The organism is Intestinimonas massiliensis (ex Afouda et al. 2020) (genome assembly GCF_900626285.1).
Classification (GTDB): Bacteria; Bacillota; Clostridia; order Oscillospirales; family Oscillospiraceae; genus Flavonifractor; species Flavonifractor massiliensis_A.
Map to the genome: position 1 here is coordinate 2,546,412 of NZ_LR131147.1, position 18,749 is coordinate 2,565,160.

General features: G+C 55.8%; 20 protein-coding genes. 8 read left to right on the forward strand and 12 right to left on the reverse strand.

Annotation, left to right across the window (positions count from 1 at the left end):
* Positions 1-116 precede the first annotated feature (116 nt).
* From E0E41_RS12590 to E0E41_RS12615, 6 genes are all read left to right on the forward strand, one after another.
* The gene (locus tag E0E41_RS12590) at positions 117-1,334 is read left to right on the forward strand and encodes an ABC transporter substrate-binding protein (protein WP_130870219.1); all 1,218 of its coding nucleotides are present in this window, start codon (positions 117-119) and stop codon (positions 1,332-1,334) included.
* 173 nt (positions 1,335-1,507) lie between these two features.
* Positions 1,508-2,380 carry a branched-chain amino acid ABC transporter permease gene (locus tag E0E41_RS12595; protein ID WP_130870220.1) on the forward strand — a complete coding sequence of 291 codons (873 nt, stop codon included), beginning with the start codon at positions 1,508-1,510 and terminating at the stop codon, positions 2,378-2,380.
* A gap of 10 nt (positions 2,381-2,390) precedes the next feature.
* Positions 2,391-3,470, forward strand: a complete 1,080-nt coding sequence (locus tag E0E41_RS12600) for a branched-chain amino acid ABC transporter permease (RefSeq protein ID WP_130870221.1) — start codon at positions 2,391-2,393, stop codon at positions 3,468-3,470.
* Between the two features lie 32 nt (positions 3,471-3,502).
* Complete coding sequence (locus E0E41_RS12605) at positions 3,503-4,327, forward strand: ABC transporter ATP-binding protein (protein WP_130870846.1); 825 nt, start codon at positions 3,503-3,505, stop codon at positions 4,325-4,327.
* Positions 4,328-4,331: 4 nt separating this feature from the next.
* Positions 4,332-5,033, forward strand: a complete 702-nt coding sequence (locus E0E41_RS12610; protein WP_130870222.1) for an ABC transporter ATP-binding protein — start codon at positions 4,332-4,334, stop codon at positions 5,031-5,033.
* Between the two features lie 134 nt (positions 5,034-5,167).
* Entirely contained in the window at positions 5,168-6,022 is an 855-nt protein-coding gene (locus E0E41_RS12615; protein WP_242623775.1) for a zinc dependent phospholipase C family protein, read from the forward strand.
* Positions 6,023-6,070: 48 nt separating this feature from the next.
* On the opposite strand, the gene E0E41_RS12620 is transcribed toward E0E41_RS12615, so the two are convergent.
* From E0E41_RS12620 to E0E41_RS12630, 3 genes are all read right to left on the reverse strand, one after another.
* Positions 6,071-6,838 (reverse strand): TIGR03915 family putative DNA repair protein, encoded by a 768-nt coding sequence (locus tag E0E41_RS12620; RefSeq protein WP_130870223.1) that lies wholly within the window; start codon positions 6,836-6,838, stop codon positions 6,071-6,073.
* A 55-nt stretch (positions 6,839-6,893) separates the two neighbouring features.
* Complete coding sequence (locus E0E41_RS12625) at positions 6,894-8,159, reverse strand: putative DNA modification/repair radical SAM protein (protein ID WP_130870224.1); 1,266 nt, start codon at positions 8,157-8,159, stop codon at positions 6,894-6,896.
* 125 nt (positions 8,160-8,284) lie between these two features.
* Entirely contained in the window at positions 8,285-9,043 is a 759-nt protein-coding gene (locus E0E41_RS12630; RefSeq protein ID WP_130870225.1) for a tRNA lysidine(34) synthetase, read from the reverse strand.
* A 223-nt stretch (positions 9,044-9,266) separates the two neighbouring features.
* Here E0E41_RS12630 and rplM point away from each other — a divergent pair, with 223 nt between their 5' ends.
* A complete protein-coding gene (gene rplM, locus E0E41_RS12635) occupies positions 9,267-9,698 on the forward strand; it encodes a 50S ribosomal protein L13 (RefSeq protein WP_130870226.1) in 432 nt (143 codons plus the stop codon).
* A gap of 17 nt (positions 9,699-9,715) precedes the next feature.
* Entirely contained in the window at positions 9,716-10,120 is a 405-nt protein-coding gene (gene rpsI, locus E0E41_RS12640) for a 30S ribosomal protein S9 (RefSeq protein WP_087346450.1), read from the forward strand.
* A gap of 562 nt (positions 10,121-10,682) precedes the next feature.
* Here rpsI and E0E41_RS12645 read toward each other — a convergent pair.
* From E0E41_RS12645 to E0E41_RS18550, 9 genes are all read right to left on the reverse strand, one after another.
* Positions 10,683-12,137, reverse strand: coding sequence for a M56 family metallopeptidase (locus E0E41_RS12645; RefSeq protein WP_130870227.1), 1,455 nt, complete (start codon positions 12,135-12,137; stop codon positions 10,683-10,685).
* A 10-nt stretch (positions 12,138-12,147) separates the two neighbouring features.
* Entirely contained in the window at positions 12,148-12,507 is a 360-nt protein-coding gene (locus tag E0E41_RS12650; protein ID WP_130870228.1) for a BlaI/MecI/CopY family transcriptional regulator, read from the reverse strand.
* A 579-nt stretch (positions 12,508-13,086) separates the two neighbouring features.
* Positions 13,087-13,323: a hypothetical protein gene (locus E0E41_RS12655; protein ID WP_052082700.1), complete on the reverse strand. Its 237-nt coding sequence runs from the start codon at positions 13,321-13,323 to the stop codon at positions 13,087-13,089.
* Positions 13,304-13,909, reverse strand: coding sequence for a hypothetical protein (locus E0E41_RS12660; RefSeq protein ID WP_052082701.1), 606 nt, complete (start codon positions 13,907-13,909; stop codon positions 13,304-13,306). The genes E0E41_RS12655 and E0E41_RS12660 overlap by 20 nt, the downstream gene beginning before the upstream one ends.
* A 1-nt stretch (position 13,910) precedes the next feature.
* A complete protein-coding gene (locus tag E0E41_RS18545) occupies positions 13,911-14,063 on the reverse strand; it encodes a hypothetical protein (RefSeq protein WP_156113767.1) in 153 nt (50 codons plus the stop codon).
* A gap of 68 nt (positions 14,064-14,131) precedes the next feature.
* A complete protein-coding gene (locus tag E0E41_RS12665; RefSeq protein WP_033117906.1) occupies positions 14,132-15,259 on the reverse strand; it encodes a CHC2 zinc finger domain-containing protein in 1,128 nt (375 codons plus the stop codon).
* 31 nt (positions 15,260-15,290) lie between these two features.
* Entirely contained in the window at positions 15,291-16,067 is a 777-nt protein-coding gene (locus E0E41_RS12670) for a hypothetical protein (protein ID WP_033117907.1), read from the reverse strand.
* Positions 16,068-16,129: 62 nt separating this feature from the next.
* Positions 16,130-18,343, reverse strand: coding sequence for an SF1B family DNA helicase RecD2 (gene recD2 / locus E0E41_RS12675; RefSeq protein WP_165450549.1), 2,214 nt, complete (start codon positions 18,341-18,343; stop codon positions 16,130-16,132).
* Positions 18,333-18,671, reverse strand: coding sequence for a DUF7768 domain-containing protein (locus E0E41_RS18550; RefSeq protein ID WP_033117909.1), 339 nt, complete (start codon positions 18,669-18,671; stop codon positions 18,333-18,335). The genes recD2 and E0E41_RS18550 overlap by 11 nt, the downstream gene beginning before the upstream one ends.
* Between the last annotated feature and the right edge of the window lie 78 nt (positions 18,672-18,749).

The following is an 18,749-nucleotide window of genomic DNA, read 5'->3' on the forward strand; positions in this document are numbered from 1 at the left end:
GTTCATAGTTCCAACAATGGCCGCCGGGCTCCGGCGGCCATTGTGCAGTTTGGAGGTTGACAATTTCCGACGTTACGAATATAATTGTCAACAACTTCTAAAAGGAGGAAGATACAATGAAAAAGCTTCGCATCCTGTCTCTTGCGCTGGCGGGTGCTCTGTGCGTTTCCATGCTGGCCGGCTGCGGCAGCAATGACCAGGGTTCCGCCAATACCCCCGCTGCTGGCGGTGAGACTCCCGCCGGTGAGACCGGTTCCACCGGTGATACTACCGGTACCATCAAGATCGGCGGCATCGGCCCCCTGACCGGCTCCGCTGCTGTGTACGGCCTGGCCACCAAGCAGGGCGCCGAGGTTGCCCTGGAAGAGATCAACGCTCTGGGCGGCCTGCAGTTCTCCCTGGACTTCCAGGACGATGAGGGCGATACCGAGAAGGCCGTCAACGCCTATAACAAGCTGATCGGCGACGGCGCTCAGATCATCTACGGCTGCACCACCACCAACCCCTGCGTGGCTGTGGCTGCCGAGACCTACAACGCCCGCTACTTCCAGCTGACTCCTTCCGCCTCCTCCACCACCGTGACCGAGGGCAAGGACAACGTGTTCCAGGTGTGCTTCACCGACCCCAACCAGGGCAGCACCGCCGCCAACTACATCAAGGACAATAACCTGGGCACCAAGGTGGCCGTGATCTACAACAACGGCGACGCCTATTCCACCGGCATCTACAATGCCTTCCAGGCCACCGCCGAAGAGATCGGCCTGGAGATCGTCACCGTCCAGACCTTCCCCGACGACAGCAACACCGACTTCAACGTGCAGCTGACCGCCGCCAAGGACGCCGGTGCCGATCTGGTGTTCATGCCCATCTACTACACCCCCGCTTCCCTGATCCTGTCTCAGGCCAAGACCATGGGCTATGAGCCCACCTTCTTCGGCTGCGACGGCATGGACGGCATCCTGGACCTGGAGGGCTTCGACGTGAGCCTGGCCGAGGGCCTGATGCTGATGACCCCCTTCAACGCCTGGGGCGAGGATGAGCGCACCGTCAACTTCGTGACCGAGTATCAGGAAGCTTACGGCGGCATTCCCAACCAGTTCGCCGCTGACGGCTACGACTGCATGTACGCCATCTATGAGGCCTGCACCGCCGCCGGCATCACCGCCGACATGAGCGCGCAGGACATCTGCGAGGCCCTGATCGCCCAGTTCACCTCCGCCGACTTCAGCGTGGACGGCCTGACCGGTACCGGCATGACCTGGTCCACCAACGGCGAGGTCTCCAAGGCCCCTGTTGTTGTTAAGGTCGAGGGCGGCCAGTACGTGACCCAGTAAGTTTATTCAGTTCCGCTGACATAAGGAGTGAAAGCGGGTTGCCGGCGCGCCCGGCAGCCCGCTTTTCCCCATGTTATCCGTTTGTATGGCGGACACATCCGCAGCCCGTCCGGGCCGCTGATGTTTCTGCCATACAGAGTATTTGTTTGAGAGTATATAGAGAGGTGAATGGTTTGAGCTTCCTCAACAATCTGATCACCGGCATCAGTCTGGGCAGCGTCTACGCCATCATCGCCCTGGGTTACACCATGGTATACGGCATTGCCAAGATGCTGAACTTTGCCCACGGCGACATTATTATGGTGGGCGCCTATGTGATTTTCTTTGCCACCGGCAGCTTTGGGCTGAATCCAATCGTAGGTATTGTGCTGGCCGTGGTGGTGTGTACTGTGCTGGGTGTGGTCATCGAAGGCCTGGCCTACAAACCCCTGCGGCAGGCGTCCTCCCTGGCGGTGCTGATCACCGCCATCGGCGTCAGCTACTTTTTACAGAACGCCGCCCTGCTGCTGTGGGGCGCCGATCCCAAGGTGTTTACCTCCGTTATTCCTGAGGGCTCCCTGCCCATTCCCGGGGTGAACATCACCTATGTGTCCCTGGTCACCGTGCTGGCCTGCATCGTCATTATGCTGGCCCTGACCTGGTTCACCACCAAGACCAAGATGGGCAAGGCCATGCGGGCCTGCTCCGAGGATAAGGCGGCGGCCCAGCTCATGGGTATCAACGTCAACCGCACGATCTCCATGACCTTTGCCATCGGCTCCGCCCTGGCGGCCATCGCCAGCGCCCTGCTCTTCTCCAGCTACAAGAACCTGATCCCCACCAGCGGCTCCATGCCCGGCATCAAGGCCTTTACCGCCGCCGTGTTCGGCGGCATCGGCTCCATCCCCGGCGCCATGCTGGGCGGCATCCTGCTGGGCATTATCGAGACCTTTGCCAAGGTGATCAACACCAACATCTCCGATGCGGTGGTCTTTGCCGTACTGATCATCGTGCTGCTGGTCAAGCCCGCGGGCCTGCTGGGCAAGACCATCCGCGAGAAAGTGTGAGGTGGCGGATATGAAAAAGCTTTCTCCCGGCCGCAAGCGGCTGGTCAATAACTGCATTACCTACGGCATCGTCATTGCTGCCTTCATTATCCTCCAGGTTTGCAACGCCGGCGGCCTGCTGTCCCCTTCCATCCAGGGCCAGCTGGTGCCCATCTGCGCCTATGTGGTTATGGCCATCGCTCTGAACCTGGTGGTGGGCATTTCCGGTGAGCTGAGCCTGGGCCACGCCGGATTCATGAGCGTGGGCGCCTTCTCCGGCGTGGTGACTGCCCTCTCTCTCCAGGATTCCATCCCCAACGACGCCCTCCGGCTGGCCATCGCCATGGTGGTGGGCGCGGTGCTGGCCGGTGTGGCCGGCGTCATCGTGGGTGTGCCGGTGCTCCGCCTCCGGGGCGACTACCTGGCCATCGTCACCCTGGCTTTCGGCGAGATCATCCGCAACATCTTCAACGTGCTCTATGTGGGTGTGGATGAGAACGGCCTCCACTTCTCCCTGCAGAACGAGATGGCCCTGAACCTGGCCGAGGGCGGCAAGTCCATCCTGAAGGGGCCCATGGGCTTTACCACCAACGTGAAGATGGCCTCCTTTACCGCCGGCTTTATTCTGATCCTCATTACCCTCACCATTGCGCTCAACCTGATCAACAGCCGCTCCGGCCGGGCCATCATGGCCCTGCGGGACAACCGCATCGCCGCCGAGAGCGTGGGCATCGGGGCCACCAAGTACAAGCTGATGGCCTTCGTCACCTCTGCCGTGCTGGCGGGCGCCGCCGGCGTGCTGTACGCCATGAACTACTCCTCCATGGCTCCCAAGAAGTTCGACTTCAACACCTCCATCCTCATCCTGGTGTTCGTGGTGCTGGGCGGCATCGGCAACATCCGCGGTTCCATCATTGCCGCCGCCTTCCTGACCTACCTGCCCGAGCTGCTGCGCAACTTCAACCTGGATGAGTACCGGATGCTGGTATACGCCATCGTCCTGATCCTGGTGATGCTGGTCACCAACAACCCCATGCTGAAAAGCGTGTTTACCTTTGCCGGACGGAGGGCAAAGAAGGAAGAAGCGCAGAAGGGAGGCGCGGTACAGTGAACGAGCGGCTGAAAAACAAGCAGCCCACCAAAATGGTGCCCGTGCCCAGCCATTCCATCGTCCCCGAGCGGGACGTGGATAAGCCCCCCATTCTGGAGTGCCAGCACCTGGGCATCGACTTCGGCGGCCTGACCGCCGTCAACGAGTTCAACCTGACCGTGGGCCGCACCGAGATTGCCGGCCTGATCGGCCCTAACGGCGCGGGCAAGACCACAGTATTCAACCTGCTGACCAAGGTGTACCAGCCCACCCGGGGCACCATCCTGCTGGACGGCAAGGACACCCACGGCATGAACACCGTGCAGGTAAACAAGGCGGGCATCGCCCGTACCTTCCAGAATATCCGGCTGTTCGACAAGTTGACTGTGGAGGACAACGTGAAGATCGGCCTCCACAACCAGATCCGCTATCCCATGTGGAGCGGCGTGCTCCGTCTGCCCAGCTACTGGAAGAAGGAGAAGCTGGCCCATGACAGTGCCATGGAGCTGCTCCACATCTTCGACATGGAGGACCTGGCCAACCACCAGGCCGGCTCCCTGCCCTACGGCGCTCAGCGCCGGCTGGAGATCATCCGGGCCCTGGCCACCAACCCCTCCCTGCTGCTGCTGGATGAGCCGGCGGCAGGTATGAACCCCTCCGAGACCGCCGACCTGATGGAGAACATCCTGAAGATCCGGGACACCTTCCAGATCGCCATCATGCTTATCGAGCATGATATGAACCTGGTTATGGGCATCTGCGAGGGTATCTGCGTGCTCAACTTCGGTCAGATCATCGCCAAGGGCACCCCCGCCGAGATCCAGGCCAACCCCAAGGTGGTGGAGGCCTACCTGGGCAGCCAGAAGAAGGAGGGCTGACGCCATGCTGAAGGTCAATAACATCAACGTGTACTACGGCGCCATCCACGCCATCAAGGATGTGTCCTTTGAGGTCAACGACGGCGAGATCGTCACCCTCATCGGCGCCAACGGCGCCGGCAAGTCCACCACTCTGCAGACCATCTCCGGCCTGCTCCGCTCCCGCACCGGCTCCATCGAGTTCATGGGCAAGGATATCGGCAGTGTGCCTGCCGACAAGCTGGTGGCCCACGGACTGGCCCAGGTGCCTGAGGGCCGGCGGGTATTTCTCCAGATGACGGTGGAGGAGAACCTGGAGATGGGCGGCTTTACCCAGCCCCCTTCCACCATCGCCCCCAACCTGGAAAAGGTGTACGCTCAGTTCCCCCGCCTGAAGGAGCGCCGGAAGCAGGTGGCAGGCACGCTGTCCGGCGGCGAGCAGCAGATGCTGGCCATGGGCCGTGCCCTCATGTCCAACCCCAAGCTGCTGATGCTGGATGAGCCCTCCATGGGCCTGGCCCCCATTCTGGTGGAGCAGATCTTTGATATTATCAAACAGCTCCACAAGATGGGCACCACCATTCTGCTGGTGGAGCAGAACGCCCAGATGGCCCTCAGCGTGGCCGACCGTGGCTACGTGCTGGAGACCGGGCGGATCACCCTCTCCGGCCCCGGTAAGGAGCTGCTGGCCGACGAGGCAGTCAAGAAGGCCTACCTGGGCGGCTGAGCCCGATACATAAGGACGCGCCGGAATTTCTGTTCCGGCGCGCCTTTTTTCATTCCATTTTTCCCAGCAACGTGGTATAATATAAGAGTTGGGATTGTTTTCTTCGGATACTTAAGGAGGAACTCGAGCCGATTATGCCGAATTACTATGCACACCTGAAGTTTGGCAACAAAGTACTGGCGGATCTGCCGGTGGAGCTGGCACAGACCATCGAGCAGGAGCGGGAAGCCTTTGACCTGGGTTGCCTGGGTCCGGATCCACTGTTTTTCTATCAACCCATCCGCCCCAACGCCGTCCGGCGGGAAGGGGTCAGGATGCACCGCAATTCCGCCCTGCCGGCGGTGGAGCGGCTGCGTCAGGCCATCGAGGATGAAGTGCCCATGTCGGTGGGCTACGGGGCGGGCTTTCTGTGCCACCTGGCCCTGGACAGCGCCTGCCACGGCTATGTGAATCAGCGGGCCGTGGATGGCCCTATCTCCCACATGGCCATGGAGGGGGAGTACGACCGGATGCTCATTGAAAACGACGGCCTGGACGGCTTTGAGAAGGCCTATCTGCCCCGCATTCCCGGCCGCCGTTCCCAGGTGTGGGATGCCGCGTCCAGAGCCTATTACCATGCCTCTCCCCGTCAGATGCACTGGGCCTGCCGCTCCATGCATCTGTACCTGAACATTTTGGCCCGCTCTAACGGCCGGGCAGCAGGCAAGGTCATCGGCGCGGTGAGCCATGCGCTGCCCATTCGCTCCGCTAAGGGCGTGGCGCTGAAGCGCAAGCCCCACCCCTCTGCGGTAGAGAGCAACGCCGACCTGGACCGGCTGCTGGAAAACGCCGTTCCTGAGACGGCGGAACAGATCACCGCCTTTTTCCAGGCCATTGAGGCGGAGCGGCCCGTGCCCCGCTGGTTTGACCGGGATTTCAAGGGCGAACCTGTTCACGTGCCCATGCAGACCTATTTTCGGGCGCCCACCGGGTACTCTCTGGTCACCTGAATTGACAACAAGGCCCGCCCCGCGCGCAGCGCGGGGCGGGCCTTTGTACTAGGACGGCAGGCCCTCCTGTTCCGTCTGAAATTCCGTCATGGTACCCCAGTACCGCTTGGGCATGTGGGTCATGCGGCACTTGGGGTTGTAGCGCCCCTCGATGGCGATGGTGTCGTAAAACCGCCGCCACAGCCGGCGGTAATCCAGCTCTTCCTGTCCCGGCCGGTCCAGGTGAAACTCCGTCAGGGGGACGATAGCCCACTTGCCCGGCTTGTAAAACAGCGCCTCCTTGTGGGTGCGGTCGTACAGCACGAAGGATTCCCGGCTATACCGGGTGCAGAAGTGGGGCCGCAGCAGGGGAAGCACCCGGTTTTTGGGCTCGATCTCCCCGATGAGCAGCCCATCCTGCTCCGAGAACCGGGTAAAGCCCTTCAGCAGATGGGCCTCCCCGGTGAGGTGCTGCACGGCCTTTGTGACGGTATTCACCCGGTCGTCGGTGAGATCCCGCACCACCCCCGGCCCCCGCTGGTAGCCCAGCCGCAGGAACTCCCACAGGGCAAGCTCCTTCTCCGGCAGGCAGGTGAGGAAGCCGTGGACCACCAGCTGCCGCCCCTGTACGCCGATCTTTCTGTCCAGAGACTGGTAGACCCGTTTGGCGTGGCCCTCATCGGTGGCCACCTGCCGCTCCGGCCACAGGGAGAGCCGGTCATCCTCCGGGTCCAGAAAGCAGGCAGGTGCCTCTTTGTGGAGGTAGGCCTCAAACACGCAGCACAAAAAACCGGCAAAGCTGCCGTCGTAGTGGTAGGCCACCTGGGTCCAGTCCATAAGCGCTTCCTTTCCAGCCAACTGGCCGTAGGGACGCACACTGTGCGCCCGGCTTTTATCCCGTCTGTTCAAACAGGGACAGCTGCTCCGGTGCCCCCTGGGCCAGCATGGGCCGCTCCTGGGCTACCAGGTGGCGGAGCACCCCGTCCGGGTTGACCCGCAGCCCCTCCAGCATCTTCCCCGAGCAGGTGAGGAAATACTGGGCCCGCTTCAGCACCACCCCCAGCTTTTTCAGGCCGGCGAAGGTGAGGGGGCCGCACCGCCGGGCGGTGAGGATCCGCTTGGCCGATACCACCCCAATGCCGGGCACCCGCAGCAAGGCTTCGTAATCCGCCCGGTTGACCTCCACCGGGAAGAACTCCATATGCCCCAGAGCCCAGGAGCACTTGGGGTCCACCAGAGGGTTGAAGTTGGGCTGGTTTTCGTCCAGCAGCTCCTCCGCCCGGAAGTGGTAGAACCGCAGCAGCCAGTCGGCCTGATACAGCCGGTGCTCCCGCAGCAGGGGGGGCTTGAAATCCTGACGGGCGGGGAGGAGGGAGCTGTCCGATACCGGCATGTAGGCCGAGTAGAACACCCGCTTGAGCTTGTACTTGTCGTACAGCGCCTGGGTGAGAGTGAGAATGTGCCGGTCGCTCTCCGGGGTGGCCCCGATGATCATCTGGGTGGACTGGCCTGCCGGGGCAAACCGGGGGGCGTGTTTGTATTTGGCCAGCTCCCCCCTGGACACCTGGATGCTGTCCCGGATCTGGGCCATGGGGGCCAGAATGGCCTTTTTCTGCTTGTCCGGACACAGCTTGTGGAGGCTGTCCTCGCTGGGCAGCTCGATGTTGACGCTCAGGCGGTCGGCCAGCAGCCCCAGCTGCCGGGTGAGCCCCGGGTCGGCGCCGGGGATGGCCTTGGCGTGGATGTAGCCGTGAAAGCCGTACTCTTCCCGCAGCAGCCGGAGGGCCTGGATCATGGCCTCGGTGGTGCGGTCGGGGCTGCCCCACACGGCGGAGGAGAGGAACAGCCCCTCAATGTAGTTGCGCCGGTAAAAGCCGATGGTGAGCTCCGCCAGCTCCCAGGGGGTGAAGGCGGTGCGGGGCAGGTCGTTGGACCGGCGGTTGACGCAGTACTGGCAGTCGTAGATGCAGCGGTTGGTCATCAGGACCTTTAATAAGGAGATGCACCGGCCGTCGGCGGAGAAGGAGTGACAGCACCCGGCGGCCATGGTGCTGCCCAGCCCGCCCCGGCCGCCGCCACGATCCACTCCGCTGGAGGTACAGGCGGCGTCGTACTTGGCGGCGTCCGCCAGAATGGTCAGCTTGTCCAGCAGCTCCACAGTGCTCCCTCCTTTTTCGAACTGTTGTACGAATATTATATATCGAACAAACGTACTGGTCAAGAGGGGAACGCTGGAAAACAAAAGTCCCCGGAACGGGAAAAGACCCGTTCCGGGGACTTTGCTCAGGGCTCCTCCGGCGGGGGCACCCGGCGGTGCTCCACCGGGCCCCAGGCGGGGAGGGGCAGGCCCTGCATGGCGCCGAATACCCGGCTTTTCAGGCCGGGATACTGCTTGTCCAGGGTTTTGATGAGCTCCTTGACCTCCTGCCGCTTGGTGTAGCCGTCGGCGGGGCAGGGGTTGAACACCACCGGCAGGTGGTTGCGCTCGGCGGCGTTGCGGATGAGCCCCTCCCCGCAGTAGAGCAGGGGACGGATCTGGCTGATGCCCATCCGGTCCAGCCAGGTCACCGGCTGGAAGCAGCTCAGCCGCCCCTCGTAGAACAGGGAGAGAAAGAAGGTCTCCACCGCGTCGTCGAAGTGGTGGCCCAGGGCGATCTTGTTGATGCCGTGCTCCTTGATGGCGTTGTGGAGGGCCCCCCGGCGCATCTTGGCGCACATGGAGCAGGGGTTCTTCTCCTTTCGCAGGTCGAAGATGATGTGGTGGATCTCAGAAGGGAGGAGGGTGAAGGGCACGTCGATCTCCTTGCAGTACTCCGCCACAGGGGCAAAGTCCATCCCCACGCCCCCATCCACATGGCCCATGTCCAGGGTATAGGCCTCCACGGTGAAAGGCTTGGGGTAGAACTCCCGCAGGCGGGCCAGGGCGGTGAGGAGCACCAGGGAATCCTTCCCGCCGGATACCCCCACCGCCACCCGGTCACCGGCCTGGATCATATCGTAGTCCTCCACGCAGCGGCGGACATAGCTCAGGATCTTGTTCATAAGCACCTCGAAAAAATTGAAAATTGAAATGGAGAAAACGAGAGATCAGAAGAGTATGAGCGAGAAAACAAGAGGAAAGCAAATTATAATTTAAAAAAATCAGAAAACGTGTTGACACTTTGGAACTACGGTATTATAATACAAAACGCTCCAATCGTAAAGATTGGGGCCTGTATTCTGTTTAGACATATTTTTTAGATATCAACAAATTGGAGGTTTCACCATGTCCACTTTTATGGCCAACAAGGGGAACATCGTCCGCAAGTGGTATATCCTCGATGCGGCTGGTAAGCCCCTGGGCAAGACTGCCGCCGCCGCCGCCACTCTGCTGCGGGGCAAGCACAAGCCTGAGTACACGCCCCACGCCGACTGCGGCGACTACGTCGTGATCGTCAACGCTGAGAAGGCCGTTCTGACCGGCAAGAAGCTGGAGCAGAAGTATTACCGCACCCACTCCGGCTGGGTGGGCGGCCTGAAGGAAACTCCCTACCGCCTGCTGATGCAGCAGAAGCCCGAGCTGGCCATGCGTGTGGCCGTCCGCGGCATGATGCCCCGCAACATCATCACCAAGGATTCTCTGTCCCGCCTGCACATCTACCGCGGCGCTGAGCATCCTCACACCGCCCAGAAGCCCGAAGCCTGGGCCGCGAACTAAGCAGGAGGTACAAGAGAATGTATAAGAGCAAGAAGCCTTATCTGTATGGCACCGGCCGCCGCAAGTCCTCCGTGGCCCGTGTGCATCTGTTCCCCAATGGTACCGGCGCTATCACCATCAACGGCCGGGACATCGACGACTACTTCGGCCTGGAGACCCTGAAGCTGATCGTGCGTCAGCCTCTGGCTACCACCGACACCCTGGGCAAGGTGGACATTGAGGCCACCGTGACCGGCGGCGGCGTGACCGGCCAGGCCGGCGCCATCCGTCACGGCATCGCCCGTGCCCTGCTGCAGGTCAACCCCGAGTACCGTGCCGCCCTGAAGGCTGCCGGCTTCCTGACCCGCGATCCTCGTATGAAGGAGCGCAAGAAGTACGGCCTGAAAGCCGCGCGGCGTGCTCCCCAGTTCTCCAAGCGCTAAAATGTTTCAAATCTTCCCGGAAAACTTCGGTTTTCCGGGATTTTTTTATGTAATTGTTCTAAACTTGTTTTTTGTCATTCGCATTCCGTCGTTGCAATACGGTACTACATATAGTCTGTTAGACTAATTTTAGACACAATATATAGGGTTATTTAGAGGTTACAAAACTTAATTTCCTCGTTTGAGGTTACAAAAGAGGTTACAGGAATATCCTTAAAATGGTATTAAATTTCCGTTTTGATATACATTACTGCGAATAATCTTGCTTTGCTGGATCTCTTGTCCGTGATGGAGTAACTTGCTTGACTGTGTTCTGCAAGAAACTAACGTGGTGCAAAAGTTTTATATCAATATAACAAAATGGAAAGGGAGTAAGAGATACCTCCCGGACACCGCCATATCCTGAAAAAAGGCAACTTTAATACATCCCCGTATTCTCATTTTTCAAAAAGAAAACGGCGGCCTTGATTTCTCAAAACCGCCGTCAGGTTACTGTATTATGTCTGGGCACACAGATGACCGGCCGCCGAAACAACGGTTTTTTATTATCCCGTGTTTCGCTTTATCGCGCGATCATATGACTATATTCTTGCGTTCTTGATGCACTCTCGTTTGTAATGCAGATTAAATAATCACCATCTTCTGGAATTGTAAAGGAAATGGGTGTCACCTCATTGCTCTCAACTACCTGAGATGAAATTACCTCTGTTTTATCAGCAGTAACCAAGCTAACTTGAACTGGAATGTCCGCATAAACACACTGAATGGAAAACTCAATTACAGTATCAGCTTCATAGAAGGTATTGTTTGCTCCTGTACCGAAATTGTAGTAGATAGACGACTTGGCGGCAATCGAGGTTTTTGTGCCTTGTGTGGGGAAATTAGCAATCCCATCTTGTTCCGCAGTTGCATCATTGCCGGAATTGTTGCTTTCCTGGTCTACCTCGGCAAACGGACTTTGATCTACTTTTTGAACAGCGACCGTTCCATCACTCTTTACATTATCATCGGTAGCAGACAACTGGCCGAACAATTTCTCCTTAGAAGTGTCGGCAGTAGCATCGGAATTTGTTGCGGCAAATGCCGTTGTTGCACCAGCAATCAAGGCAAGTGCCAAAGTACACGCCAAAATAGATGTCTTTTTGAATTTCATAATTGCTTCAATCCTTTCTGAAATTGCATTTTTGCCAAAATGGCTGTATAAAGCGGACATACCGCTTCTCTTTTCCTCCATTTTAATTAACATCAGCGCATAGGAGGAACGATTTTTTTCACCCATCATTCGGATAACCCAGGCATCACACGACAACTCTATATCCCGGTTGGCGAGAACATACATGACCCAAACCAACGGATTAAACCAATGGATGCAGAGTACAGCAGCAAAGAGAATTTTTGTGATTGCGTCAAAGCGCCGAATGTGGACATATTCATGGGTCAGCACATACTTCAATGCAACCTGGTCATTCCGATCAAGTTTTTTGGGCAAGAGGATCACCGGATGCAGGATGCCATAGGTCAGCGGAGAGGAAATCAAATCGGAGCTCCGCACCGCAAGGGGTCTGGAAATTTGGTGTGCGGTCAACCAATTTTGGATATACGGCGTGTTGTCGGGGATAGACATTCTGAACTTCCGCATACTCCGATAATAGGATATGGAAAAGTAGATTGCCAACAGCAGCACGCCAACCAACCAGAGTATCTCAAAGGTAGAAATGTGTTCTGTTGCAGGACTTGGAACAGCCGTACCTATATCATAAGACGGCGGACTATCCCCCGGTAAAGTAGAAGCGATATTTCCAGAGGGTAATTCTTGAACCACATCTGAAAAAACATCAAGGCCGATATGGATGTTGAAAGGCAGCGGGATGGAGAATGGCAGGAGCAAGCGTAGAGCCGCGATCATCCACAACGCTAAAAAAGTTGTTTTAGGCAAACGCTGGATCGCCAATGCGCGGATAACCACAATGAGTAAGATCAGCACACCTCCGGCCACACTCATTTGAAATAGGCTCATGTGTTACCTCCTATTCCAATTCAGCCACCATCCGGCGCAGATTTTCAATTTGCTCCCTGGATAACTTTTGATTGTCCAGCAAGGCGGCAAACAGCTTGTCGGGGGAGCCGTCAAACAACTTGCCGATCAGCTCCTCTGCCTCCGCTTCTTGCACAACCTCTTTTGTAATCAGCGCATGGCACATGAAGTTTGGTTCGCTACGCTCAATGGCACCTTTCGCGATGCACTTTTTAATCACGGTGTAGGTGGTGTTCATGTTCCAGCCGATTTCCTCTTTGAGGATATCAGAAATTTGCTTTGCGGTCTTGTCACCTTCTTTCCATAGCACATCCATGACTTTTAGCTCGGAATCAAAGAGCTTAATTGCCATATCATCAAATCCTTTCTTCGAACTATTGCAATAGTTTACGCTATAATACTATCACAATAGTTTCACGCTGTCAACACTATTCCGATAGTATGAATGAGAACATTTTGTAAACATGAGATTATCCAGTCGATAGTACCTTTGGAAATGGTTGTTGTGATTATTATTTGGATTTTGTTATTGCCCTGGGTGGCTTTTCAATCCGCTGGAGATACTTCTCAATGTGAGCCTGCGAAAACTGTACCTTCCCTCCAGGGTATGGCTGGTAATAGCCAATCAGTCTATTGGCGCGGAGCATATCCAGTTTCCGTACTGTGATTCCCAACATGGCAGCGGCCTGACTGCGCGAGTAGAGTTCCAAGAGAAACACCTCCTGACTGAGCATAAAATATCCCTTTATATAAATGGAGAAAAAGTGAACCGAACCTTGCCCCTTTCTTCGGCCTTTTCATTGTAATTCTGGTGCTCACCTATACTTTGGCCCAAAATGAAAGACGCCTATGCTCAGCACAGGCGTCTTTGTCTTTTACAATAATGCTTGGGCAATTGGTCAGATTATTGGAATTGCCTCTGTACAATTTTCTATTGCTCGGGTGTATTGGCATCCACTGAAAGAGTAAAGCTCTTCTTTCCGGCAAAGCGTTCACGCAGCAACGCAACCTGCCGTTCCAGCTCCTCCACAATACGCGTAACCTCTTCTTCAGTATAGTCATACGACACCTTGGAAGCGCAGTTTCCCAACTTCTCAAAATCGTTGATCAGGACATCCATACGCCGCTCAACAATGCGGATAAAACGTTCATGTTTTTTCTCGTTCATCATCGTTTCCTCCGTCTTTTTCCTGCTTGCCATCAGGCTGCTCAGCCGCTGGAACTGCAAAACCTTTTGATGTAAGGAATTCTCTGCACATAGCCTCAGCTGCCTGGATCAAATCTTCATTCCATGGAAAGTCCTTTTCGTCTTTTGCTAAGAGTATTCGGAGGCTATGATAAATTGCTGCCCTTGTCACTTTCAGATGCTCAAGCCTGACACAACCGGCATAGTCCAAAGCGTCCTCGTCCGAGTGATCCTCGCGCAGTTCGCTTGGGATAAATGGCCAGAACAGCCACAGAGCATCGTTTACCTGATACTTACCATCGGAAAAATAGGCTCTCCAGTCATCGTTGTGATTTTCACCTTCGACAGACAGTTCAAAAAAAGTGTCAGGGAAGTCTTTGGAGAGCTGAATCATATCACTCTGGCAGCTATACCATGTATCGTCCTCATTCAGCCAAACCCCAGCCCCGTCTTCCATGCACTCACACATGATGTACGGAACATACTGTTTCAGTTCATCGCTGATTCTCTGATAGAGATCTTCCGTCATCGGTTTTGCCGTCAGCAAGAAGTTGCTTCTGTATCCCATATCACATTCCCTCCTCAGGGCATTCCAGGATAAACAGCGGGACAATATCCGAATCGAAATTGCCCTCTTTGGGATCAGCAATGCCGTAGAATTTCAGGACACGCTGCTGTGTCTCCTCATTCAAATCAGAAAAAAAGATTTTCAACTCTTCCATTGTTAAATTCCTCCACTCATACGGTAAGAAAGGGGGCTGCGTATGTCTCCATACACAGTCCCCTTTGCTTATAACCTTCCAAAAATCGAATCTGTGATCCGCCGGCGCTCAATAAAGGAGAGCAGCAGATCATCAATGCCCTTATAGTTCGAGCTCCAGCGTTTTGGGATAACCTCGAATCCATTTTCGCATCCGACCTGGATCACTCGATCACGAGCTTTACGAACATTTTCATTCACATGGAGATCCATATCGAAGGCAACTTTGATGGTATTGATCCCAAAGCGCTTCAATTCCTCAAGCATTCGCACATACTGATTGATATTTGAGACACCGGTTAACCCAACGAATGCACAGGGATGGCCCAGAACTGTGGAAAAGTATCGAGCAATGTCGGCCTTCATCACGCCCTCCGTCAGATAGACGGCATCTTCCTCACCGGTTACACCAGCAAAATGTGGACAGCACGAAGCCGTTGCCCCATAATACTTGTCCACACTGGTCAGTGTGTTGAACTTGGAATGAGTATCCTTGTCCAACCTGATTTGGATAGCCTCAATCTGACCTTCGCAGTTCCTGTCCGGAACCATAATACCGGTGGCTCGAATATCCAGTTTCCACTGTCCGGTCTCTTCATCCACATAGAAACCAGGCACACCTTTCAAGTCACATCCACGCTCCAGCAACTCCGTCACGATTTTAGCAGATCTGACAGCCGGCGTAGTTTTATAACCAAGCCGTATGATTTCGCTGCCAGAGAGCCCTCGTCCCAAAAGGGCTTCCCGGTGAGCAGTGCCCAGGGAAAGCATGGAGAGCAAGTTGCTGTAGGTATTGTCCCGGGCTTCAACGGAGGCCAGTTCAAGGGCCGGTTTACTCTGCTTTACCTTCGTCTGGGCCTTGCGGACTGGATGCTCCGGCGCCTTTTCTCCCGACTGGAAAATCCGGCACAGTTCCTCATACGCTGTGTTTATTGAGATGTTATTCACTTCAGCGTAGAGGTGCAGTACACCGCCGCCCGTTCCACAGCGATTGCAGCGAAACACATTTTTGCTCAGATTGATATTGAGGTGCGCCTTCCGGTCATCACAGAACGGACATCTGCAATGCAGTTGTGTCCCGGAACTGCGAACAACGGGAATGCTGAGCAAGTCTACCACATCTTCAATATTGCATGGCAGATGATTGGAAACACCCATATAGCATCACCTCTTCTCACGGGCTGCATCCTTAGCTGGCTCTCTGGGCTGCCGCATTGACCAGAAGGATCGCAGCGGCCTTCAGCGCCAGATTTCGCCCATTGTACTTCTGAACATACCAATCCAGATCACTTGGTTTCCGCATCGCCACCTCGCCCAGCGTCTTTCCGGCATTATAGCCACAATCCACTTTCACTGCCTTGGCATCCTCCAGCGTCATGGTGTTCAGATAGTCATCCAAAGACATGGGCGTAGTCTGCTGGGGCGGTTGTGTAGTGGGAATCGGCTTAGGACTCGGGGTTACCGAAGCGGGCGCCGGCTGGGGCATTGTACTACTGCTGATCTGAGTCGCCGGCACATCCTCTTCCGCATCCATCATTTCAATGGGTGCATCTGCGATAATGCCGGACAGCATATCCGTATTGCCGCAGAATTGTGTGCCATAACCGGCAGCCGCCAGCACGCGTCCAATTGCCGCCGTTTCTGCGATCTCCAGATAGCGGTCGCCGTACTTCTCTTCAGAGCAGAATCTCTGAGCTGAGGCCTGCGCCAGGAATTGGTCGGCGGCGTCCGCTTTATCCTCGTACAGCTTGCAGCTCACAACAGCCGACTTCTCGTCAACATGGACGATGTCCGGTACGATCTTGCCCTGGGGCCGGTGTAGCCGGAACCACAGAAGTCTGTATTTCACGTCCAGATAAAGGCTTGTGCTGCCATCTTCGTTGGGCAGTTGCCGTGTAAATTCCGCCGGGTCAAATCCTTCAACCGCATTGATCGTAGGGATTTTCTTTGTCACAGTTTCCGTCATGATAAAATAACCTCCATTCTGATGGAGGAACAGTGGCATTGTTACCGCCTGTTCCTCCGGACTTAACCAACCAAGTTCTGTTTCTCGCGGGCATAGTAGGCCACAATCCGATCGGACAGGATGGTATTGCGCTTGTCCACATCACTCTTGTGAATGGCCATAAAGACCGCCTGTTTCTGACCAATCAGGATCACTTTTACCTTGGCTCGGGAAATTGCGGTATACAGCAGATTTCGGCGCAGCATGATGTAGTGCTCCTTCAGTATCGGGATGATGACTACCGGAAATTCAGCGCCCTGGCTTTTATGGATGCTGATACAATATGAGAGATCCACTTTTTCCAGCATGTCCGCAGAATACTCGAACTCTCGACCGTCCAGCAGCCGGATGTGGATTGTGGGTTCCTCCTCGCCATCCTCACGAATGGCAGTGATTACCCCGACATCTCCGTTGGAGACATCACCCTCACTTTTCGTTTGGATAATGCGATCTCCTTCCCGAAACAGCCTTCCTCCGCATTTGATTTCCCGGACTCCGATACGAGGCGGATTCGCTATCTCGCGGATCTGCTCATTCAGGCGATTGGAACAGACGACTCCTTTCCTACGCTGAGGAGATAGGATCTGCACATTTTCTACGCCGTGTTTTGAGACTTCTTCAAAATAGCATTTTAGAATCAGCTGATTTGCCGCTTCACTGTCCGCCACATCATAAAACGCAAAATCCGGCCCATACTGCAGCCGCGTATCGTTATGGTTGACCGCCTGCGCATTCAGCGCAATTCGGCTATTGGATGCCTGGCGGAACACGATGTCCAATACGGCTGTCGGAATCATCTGGCTGCGGATCATCTCACGCAGCACATTCCCTGGGCCGACGGAAGGCAGCTGATCGGGATCTCCCACCAGCACCAGCTGTGCCCCTGGTTTTAACCGCTCAAATAGCGCGTAGGCCAAGCGCATATCCACCATGGAGCTTTCGTCCACCACAACAAAATCCGCAGACAGCAGATCAAAATCCGTTGATTCCAGATCATCGTCATACTTGATTCCCATGGCGGCGTGGAGCGTATAGGCTGGAAATCCAGTCTGCTCACTCATGCGTCTGCTTGCTTTGCCAGTAGGCGCCACCAACAGGATTTCATTGTCCGGCTGCGTGCGGTGGTAGATATCCAGAATCACCCGTAGGGTCGTAGTCTTACCCACGCCAGGTCCGCCCGTTATGATGGACACCGGCTGCGTCAGACATAGTTCCACGGCTCTGCGCTGAGAATCGGCGAGCTGTTGATGCAGAGCGCGCTCACTCGCCTCAATTTCGTTGCGCAGGTCATGAATTGGGGGTGCTTCACCGTATAGCAGCATAGACACCAGACGCTTTGCTGTCTGAACCTCGCAGTGCCGTTCAAAGTACGGATAGACACGTCCGTTCTCATTGTAGATCCGCTTTTCCTGGTGGGCCGTCTGCAGCGCCGCAGCGACATCATTGAGAGAAACGACCTCCTGCTCACAGTCGCGGTTGAGCAGGTCATAGCATCGCTCTGAGAGGCTCTCAAGCGGAAGGAACAGGTGCCCGGCTCCCTTTGCTTCATCCAGCAAGAATTCAATGGCACCTGCAAAGCGCAGTGGATTCTTGAGACTGACTTTGGTCTTGCGTGCTATTTCATCGACGGTCAGGAATCCAAAACCACGTATTCTACACAGTTGAAACGGATCACGCCGAACAATGGCCAGGCTGTCATCGCCAAACACCTCTTGTATCTTGGCGATCTTCTTGACCGACACGCCGAATGGGGCAAGATACTCCGTCAGATCGCGGAGTTTTCTGGTTGCCCGGTAAGATACCAGGATCTTTTCCAGCTTGGCCTTGGCAATGCCCTTGACCTCGAGCAGTTTTTCCGGCTCACTGTCCAGCACTGCAATGGCATTCGTCCCGAAACGAGCCACGATTGCCTTTGCCGTTTCAGGCCCAATGCCTTTGATCAGTCCTGAACTCAAATAGGCGATGGCTCCGGCCGCCGTGTTGGGCAGCACCTCCCGGCATGAAGTAACATTGAGCTGCATGCCGTATTTTGAGTTCTGCCACGTGCCTTCTAATTCCACGTCCACACTGCTGGTATCCGTCAGTCCATATCCCACAGCAGTGATCAGCGCCCAGTCCGTTCCGTATCTGCTATGTCTCCTCGCCTCGACAGGCACCTGCAGGTCCTGGGTGTGATACAGGAACACACAGAATCCATCTGGCCCCTTGTACCTTGCATGGCTGAATTTACATCGCATCCCGCACCCCTCCGGTTTCCGTCCGGTAGTAGATTGGAATTCCGAGTTGCTCAGCCATAGCAATTTCTCCCTGCATACCCGCCGACACTCTGGATCCATAGACCACAAGCCGTGTGCACAGCGCCAACAGTTTCTTGCCAAACTCAACTGCCAGAGCTCGTTCCTCCGGAACACCATCATCCAGTAGGTACGGCAGGAAGGCGTGGGGAGCAACAGCGCGATCCCCAAACTCCTGTTCTGCCAGCCCCATATAGTTCTTTGCCTTGGCCGCATTGGAGAGCGTTGCCGCTCTTGTGGCCGCCGACAGTGGAGAGCATACATATGTCATAGAAATTCAGTCACCTCCAAATCTTCATTGATTCCAACTTTTTGATCCGTGTTGTCATGCATACCAGTCGCACTGCAG

Coding starts and splice junctions, on each gene's coding strand:
- E0E41_RS12590 (WP_130870219.1), top strand. CDS start 117: ATGAAAAAGCTTCGCATCCTGTCTCTTGCGCTGGCGGGTGCTCTGTGC.
- E0E41_RS12600 (WP_130870221.1), top strand. CDS start 2,391: ATGAAAAAGCTTTCTCCCGGCCGCAAGCGGCTGGTCAATAACTGCATT.
- E0E41_RS12605 (WP_130870846.1), top strand. CDS start 3,503: ATGGTGCCCGTGCCCAGCCATTCCATCGTCCCCGAGCGGGACGTGGAT.
- E0E41_RS12610 (WP_130870222.1), top strand. CDS start 4,332: ATGCTGAAGGTCAATAACATCAACGTGTACTACGGCGCCATCCACGCC.
- E0E41_RS12615 (WP_242623775.1), top strand. CDS start 5,168: ATGCCGAATTACTATGCACACCTGAAGTTTGGCAACAAAGTACTGGCG.
- E0E41_RS12620 (WP_130870223.1), bottom strand. CDS start 6,838: ATGGACTGGACCCAGGTGGCCTACCACTACGACGGCAGCTTTGCCGGT.
- E0E41_RS12630 (WP_130870225.1), bottom strand. CDS start 9,043: ATGAACAAGATCCTGAGCTATGTCCGCCGCTGCGTGGAGGACTACGAT.
- rplM (WP_130870226.1), top strand. CDS start 9,267: ATGTCCACTTTTATGGCCAACAAGGGGAACATCGTCCGCAAGTGGTAT.
- rpsI (WP_087346450.1), top strand. CDS start 9,716: ATGTATAAGAGCAAGAAGCCTTATCTGTATGGCACCGGCCGCCGCAAG.
- E0E41_RS12645 (WP_130870227.1), bottom strand. CDS start 12,137: ATGAGCCTATTTCAAATGAGTGTGGCCGGAGGTGTGCTGATCTTACTC.
- E0E41_RS12650 (WP_130870228.1), bottom strand. CDS start 12,507: ATGGCAATTAAGCTCTTTGATTCCGAGCTAAAAGTCATGGATGTGCTA.
- E0E41_RS12655 (WP_052082700.1), bottom strand. CDS start 13,323: ATGAACGAGAAAAAACATGAACGTTTTATCCGCATTGTTGAGCGGCGT.
- E0E41_RS12660 (WP_052082701.1), bottom strand. CDS start 13,909: ATGGGATACAGAAGCAACTTCTTGCTGACGGCAAAACCGATGACGGAA.
- E0E41_RS18545 (WP_156113767.1), bottom strand. CDS start 14,063: ATGGAAGAGTTGAAAATCTTTTTTTCTGATTTGAATGAGGAGACACAG.
- E0E41_RS12665 (WP_033117906.1), bottom strand. CDS start 15,259: ATGGGTGTTTCCAATCATCTGCCATGCAATATTGAAGATGTGGTAGAC.
- E0E41_RS12670 (WP_033117907.1), bottom strand. CDS start 16,067: ATGACGGAAACTGTGACAAAGAAAATCCCTACGATCAATGCGGTTGAA.
- recD2 (WP_165450549.1), bottom strand. CDS start 18,343: ATGCGATGTAAATTCAGCCATGCAAGGTACAAGGGGCCAGATGGATTC.
- E0E41_RS18550 (WP_033117909.1), bottom strand. CDS start 18,671: ATGACATATGTATGCTCTCCACTGTCGGCGGCCACAAGAGCGGCAACG.